The sequence below is a fragment of the Methanobrevibacter sp. genome (assembly GCF_045541095.1).
Lineage (GTDB): Archaea > Methanobacteriota > Methanobacteria > Methanobacteriales > Methanobacteriaceae > Methanocatella.
The window spans coordinates 1-5,702 of the sequence record NZ_JAZQIJ010000033.1 but is presented as its reverse complement, the minus strand read 5'-3'; the positions used below and the strand labels follow the sequence as shown (position 1 = coordinate 5,702).

The 5,702-nt window shown below is 34.0% G+C and carries 6 protein-coding genes; 4 read left to right on the top strand and 2 right to left on the bottom strand.

All coding sequences use genetic code 11. The features are described 5' to 3' along the window. The first annotated feature begins 224 nt into the window (after nt 1–224). Nucleotides 225–1,109: an alpha/beta hydrolase gene (locus ACKI2P_RS01580; protein WP_407374497.1), complete on the top strand. Its 885-nt coding sequence runs from the start codon at nt 225–227 to the stop codon at nt 1,107–1,109. Nucleotides 1,110–1,143: 34 nt separating this feature from the next. Here ACKI2P_RS01580 and ACKI2P_RS01575 read toward each other — a convergent pair whose 3' ends face one another. Together ACKI2P_RS01575 and ACKI2P_RS01570 are read right to left on the bottom strand one after the other, a co-directional pair. Next, nucleotides 1,144–2,139 carry a tRNA-dihydrouridine synthase gene (locus tag ACKI2P_RS01575; RefSeq protein WP_407374496.1) on the bottom strand — a complete coding sequence of 332 codons (996 nt, stop codon included), beginning with the start codon at nt 2,137–2,139 and terminating at the stop codon, nt 1,144–1,146. A gap of 50 nt (nt 2,140–2,189) precedes the next feature. Beyond that, a complete protein-coding gene (locus ACKI2P_RS01570; protein ID WP_407374495.1) occupies nt 2,190–2,567 on the bottom strand; it encodes a winged helix-turn-helix transcriptional regulator in 378 nt (125 codons plus the stop codon). A 77-nt stretch (nt 2,568–2,644) separates the two neighbouring features. On the opposite strand from ACKI2P_RS01570, the gene ACKI2P_RS01565 reads away from it, so the two are divergent. The 3 genes from ACKI2P_RS01565 (at nt 2,645) to ACKI2P_RS01555 (ending at nt 5,541) form a co-directional block, all read left to right on the top strand. Beyond that, on the top strand, nt 2,645–3,334 hold the full coding sequence (locus ACKI2P_RS01565; protein ID WP_407374494.1) for a DsbA family protein: 690 nt from the start codon (nt 2,645–2,647) through the stop codon (nt 3,332–3,334). Beyond that, the gene (locus ACKI2P_RS01560) at nt 3,331–4,020 is read left to right on the top strand and encodes a metal-dependent hydrolase (RefSeq protein WP_407374493.1); all 690 of its coding nucleotides are present in this window, start codon (nt 3,331–3,333) and stop codon (nt 4,018–4,020) included. Before ACKI2P_RS01565 ends, ACKI2P_RS01560 begins: the two co-directional genes overlap by 4 nt. A 336-nt stretch (nt 4,021–4,356) precedes the next feature. Further along, nucleotides 4,357–5,541, top strand: coding sequence for an AAA family ATPase (locus ACKI2P_RS01555; protein WP_407374492.1), 1,185 nt, complete (start codon nt 4,357–4,359; stop codon nt 5,539–5,541). Nucleotides 5,542–5,702: the final 161 nt, after the last annotated feature.

Sequence of the window (5,702 nt, the reverse complement as noted above, 5' to 3'; positions counted from 1 at the left end):
TATATATTTAAATTAAATTTATAAAAGTATTCTACATTTCAAAAATATTATATGAAAAAAATTCAAAAGACAATATTGTGTATATGCGCTGAAATTGACTTTGAATTATCAGAAAATAGAAACATTAAACAAAGACCTGTACTCAAAAACAATGACTAAACTAGAAATAACAATGAATAACCGTGATAAGAACTGACCTTTTAAAAGATATGGAAGTGTAAAAAATGTCAAGAATGTCAAAAATCGTGGAAAGCGCTCTAGATAAAAGACATCGAGAATATGTTGACGATGCAGATAAGGCAAATGAACATATGCAGGAACGTGCTTTAGAAGAAGACGAATATTACAAAATACCTAAAAGGATATACCGCACAAAAGTTGAAAGCAAAGATATGTTCGGATGCCAAATGGTTGTCTTTAACGATATAGAAGATGCAGAACGTTTAATCATATATATTCATGGCGGAATATATGTAAATGAGATTAGACTTCCCCACATCACTTTTTGCGACAAACTTGCAAAAAAAGTCAATGCATGCGTATTTGCTCCAATTTATCCTCTTGCTCCAAATCATACCTATGAGGAAACCTATGAAATCGTTGGAAAGATATATGATTATCTTTTAACAATGAACAAACCTATTATAATCATGGGAGATTCCGCCGGAGGAGGATTTTCAGCAGCATTCTGTGAACATCTTGCAGTTAAAAATCTGCCACAGCCAAAGAACCTGATTTTAATATCTCCTTGGGTAGATGTGTCAATGTCAGGGGTTTACGATGATGTTGAATTTGATCCTATGCTTGGAGTGGACGGTTTGCGTGAAATGGGTGAAACCTGGGCAGGAGATTTGGATGCTAAAGACTATAAGGTAAGCCCATTATTCGGAGAAGTGAGCAAACTTCCAAAAACAACACTGTTTGTCGGAACCCATGAAATATTTTATTCCGATGTTGTTAAATTTTATGAAAAATTAAAGAGCAACGGCATTGAGGCCGAATTGATTGTTGGTGAGGAAATGACTCATGTTTATCCGGTTTATCCTTTAGTTCCAGAGTCAAAGGAAGCATTCAATAAAATTGTAGAAATATTATTGGACAAACAGTGATATCTTATTATGTGCAGTCCAATGCACATAATGCTTAATCACTATCTTCAATCAAACAAATACTTTCCTTTTTCCAGTAACAGTTATTGCAAGTCTTACATTCAGATTTACCATGGCCATCCATTTTCCATTGAGTTAGAAATGCAGGGTCTTTTACAAACGGCCTTTGCATAGAAATGAAATCAATATCAGTATTATTCAGCAATTCCGTAATCTTATCCATGTCTGACCTTCCGCCGCCTAAAACAACAGGAATGGAAACACTCTTTGCAACTTTGTCTGCAAAGCCTACCAGCATATCCTGATTTGACTGGCCTTTTCTGAAGTATTGCGGAGATAAGAATCTTGTAATCTGTAAACTGTCTGCACCGTTTTCAGCAAGTATCTTGCAGATTTCAAGTGAATCCTCTTCATCCTGATACAAATTAACTTTACAGTGCACATGCAAATTTGTTGTTTTTTTAATTAGTTTGATTATTTCCAATACCATCCTCACACGATTGTAGGTATTTCCACCATAATCATCGTTGCGGGTATTTTCAAAAGGATCCATGACCCTTGACAAATAAAAATTATTTCCTATGCATAGTTCAACCCCGTCAAAACCTGCAAACATTATCTTTTTGGCTGCAACTACATAATCGGCCTGAATTGTCCTGATGTCTTCCAATGTCAAGTCATTGACTTCCATCATCTGTTTGCCGTTTACGTTGCAGTTGACAAAACCAATTTGGGCAAGAATTGGAGTATTGTTTTCATGAGCTATACTTGTAATTTCTTTAAAATCCTTTATAAAAGATGGTGCATCAATATAGTCAGTATAATCGCTGAATCTGTCATGACTATACATTGAAATCAGCTCAGAGACTATTACGCCCACATTATTTTTTGCCAGTTTTTCATATCTGTCAAATACGTCCTGTGACAGATTTTTACCGGAATCATTTTGAGATTCCCACAGACCGTTTCTAATTATACGGCCGGAAACATCAAGATGACCGAATTTAGTTTTATCAAATATTGTTTTCATGAAAAATAATTAGTGACAAATAGTATAAAAAGAAATAAGTAATTATTAAATTACCTAACGTCATAAATTTCCCGATATTCTACCAAAAGTTCCTCAACTTCCATATCGTCGTAATTGGTATAATTCAGTTCCTCAAAATAATACTCGGTGATTTCATACAGTATCTTATTGGCTCTAAGGCCTTTGGGAGTTAAGGCATATTCTGTCCTGTTGTGAAGTTCATCAACAACTGTTTTTGTGATTAAATCCTGTTCTTCCATATACTTTAAAGTCTGAGCCAATACATGGTTGCTGATTGTTGGATTTGCCTGTTTGAACTCATTGAAATGTGTCATTCCCCGAAATATATTTGACATGATGCAAAAAATCCATTTTCTGTTAAACAAATCCAAAGTGTTTCCAATCGGACATACATTGTTGTTAATCATATTATCTCCAAGTAATTACGTAATTACTTACTTATTTATTAGTTAAATCTTTTAAATATTTCTTTGGAGGAATAATTATGAAGATTACATACTGGAGTGACTTTGCCTGCCCGTACTGCTACATTGGAAATACCAGACTAAAAAGGGCAATTGACGATTTAAATCTTGATGTTGAATTTGATATTCGCGCTTTTGAACTTGATCAAAACGCACCTGAAAATGTCCAGTCCACTACTGTTGAGAGATTTTCAAAAAAATATGGACTATCCCTTGAAGACGCCAAAAGACAGGTTGCACAAATTTCAGGACTCGGCCACGATGAAGGCATTGATTTCAAATATGAAACCACACTTTATACCAACACCCGTGATGCCCACAGGCTGATGAAATTAGCTCAAAGCAAATATCATGACAAAGTGGAAAAGTTATCCGAATCATTATTTGATGCTTATTTTGTTGAAAATCTAAAACTGGCCGATAAGGACGTGCTGCTTAAAATAGCTTCAGATGCTGAATTAGATGAGAATGATGTCAAAGATGTTTTAAATAGTAATTTATACAACAGTGAAGTTGAAAATGATGAAAATATTGCATTATCTGTCGGAATTCATGCAGTTCCGTTTTATTTGTTTGACAACAAATACTCCATTCCCGGAGCCTTATCCTATGATGACTTTAAAAAGGTCTTAACACAGATTATTGCTGAAAATGAAGTTGACGATGATAAAAAGGCCGACAGCTGTTCCAACGGAGCATGTAAAATATGAAACTAAAATGGCTAGGTCATTCGGCATTTGAACTGACTTCAAAAAGAGGATTGAATATTTTAATTGATCCTTTCATTCAGGCAAATCCTGCATGTCCGCTTAAACCAAGTGATTTGCATCCAGACATAATTTGCATCACCCACGGCCATGCAGACCACTTCGGCGATGTTGTTGAAATAGCCAGAAATAATCCAAATTTAATTGTTATAACAAACTATGAAATATCCATCTATCTTCAAAGAAAAGGAGTAAACGCTATAGGAATCAACTATGGAGCATCCGTAAGATTTGAAGATGTTGAAATCAGAATGCTTGAAGCAAAACACTCATCAACATTTGACTTTGAAATCGACACAAAATATGCGGGAAATCCAGGGAGCTTTTTATTCGAATTCGACGATGATTTAAAAGTCTTTCATGCAGGAGATACAGGGCTTTTCTCCGACATGAAATTTGTAATAGGAGAAGTCTACAAACCAGATATTGCAATATTGCCTATTGGAAACATATTTACAATGGATATAAAAGAAGCATCAATAGCAGCTAGCTGGATTAATTCCGAATTTGTTATTCCAATGCATTACAATACATTTCCTTCAATTGCTCAAAATCCAAAGGAATTCGAAAATCTTGTTACAAACTGCAAAACAGTAATTCCGAATGTCTTAGAAACAATCGAATTTTGAAACTCTCCAGCTTGAAGAAACCTGAGAGGTTCAAAAAATCCAGACTCAAAACTAATAAAAACTGTTCGTATAAAACGTATGATAAAGTTGTCATACGTACAGATTTCAAGCACTAATAACTCTGATACAAAATTTTTTTTGGTAATAATAAAATTTTTGGAAGACAATAACCAGCATTGGTAAATGTAATGAAATGTGTGTTTTGCGCATTATAATGGGATTTGCATTACATAATGTGATGTGTGTTTTGCGCATTATAATGGGATTTGCATTATAATGGAATTTCCATTACATTTATATAAACTGTTTCCAAACATATTAAACGAAGGTGCAATTATGTCAAGCTTACCATTGGGAAACGATAATGATTTAGATGATACACAGTTCTATAATAGAGTTGAAGAAATTTCATTCATATCTGACAACTTAGAACTAACTGAAAAGGGATCAACTCCAACAATACTGCTTACAGGAATTAGAGGCGTGGGCAAAACTGCAATGATGAAAAAACTAAAAAAGGATTTCAAAGAGGATTATGTGGTTGTCTACATGGATCTGGCGGGGATGGACAAATTCAAAGAGGATGACAAATTAACTCGTTTCTGTTTCATGAGATTATTCTACGAGTGCATCATAAAGGCCTGCAGAGAGTCAAATATCATAACTATCGATGCGCAGATTTTAAAATATTTCAAAACACGCAATTTTAAACTTGATAGATTAGAATCCATTGACAAGATTCCACTTCCCATTCTTAAATCAGATGAAGATTATGCAAAATTCACTACTTTCGTGATGGATCTGCCTCAGCAAATATATGATAACTGCAAAGACAACATCAGTGGTGTTTTAATATTCATTGACGAATTTCAATTGCTAAAACAGCTTGATGAGAATGTCAATGATTTCTTATGGTATATCAGAAGCATCATCCAATCACAAAAGAATATTGGCTACATATTTTCCGGAAGCATGAGCGTCAAGGACGAATTGATTGCAAATATTGCAGGTCAAAAGGGCGCTTTCGGAGGAAGAATACTGAGCTATGAAATCAAAACATTCTCATTTGATACAACAAGAAACTATTTGGCTGAAAAGGCAGATTATCTTAAATTCACAGATGACGGATTTAAAAGGTTCTATAAATGCACAAATGGAAATCCATATTACGTGAATAGCTTTGCAAGATTACTGCCACCTAATGAAGAATTGAATGAAGAAAAAATAATATCTGAATTTAAAAAGACTCTGCCTTACCTATTGGTCAATTTAACAAATGAATGGTATAAGCTGAACAATCAGGAACAAAGGATTATTGCAGCCCTTGTTGAAAAGCCGTTGAAAAGAATTGAAATAGCAAACAAACTAGGAGTAACCAGCGGAGCCATCGGCGCTTCACTAAAATCACTGCAAAACAAAACTTTAATAGAATTGGATAAAGACGGCTTTAGAATATATGATTCCATTTTCAAGGCATGGCTTAAAAACGAATATGAGGAAAAGGGAGATTATCCCTATTAGATAGCTACAGCCTTAAAAAGTTTTGATTTGAAACCAACAGCTACATTGACTATAATAACTATTGAAATTAATTTCAAAAACTATGCTCAATTTAAGGGAAAACATGAAAAACATGAAAATATATAAATAATTACATAATTTACAAACTATTTAAGTATTTA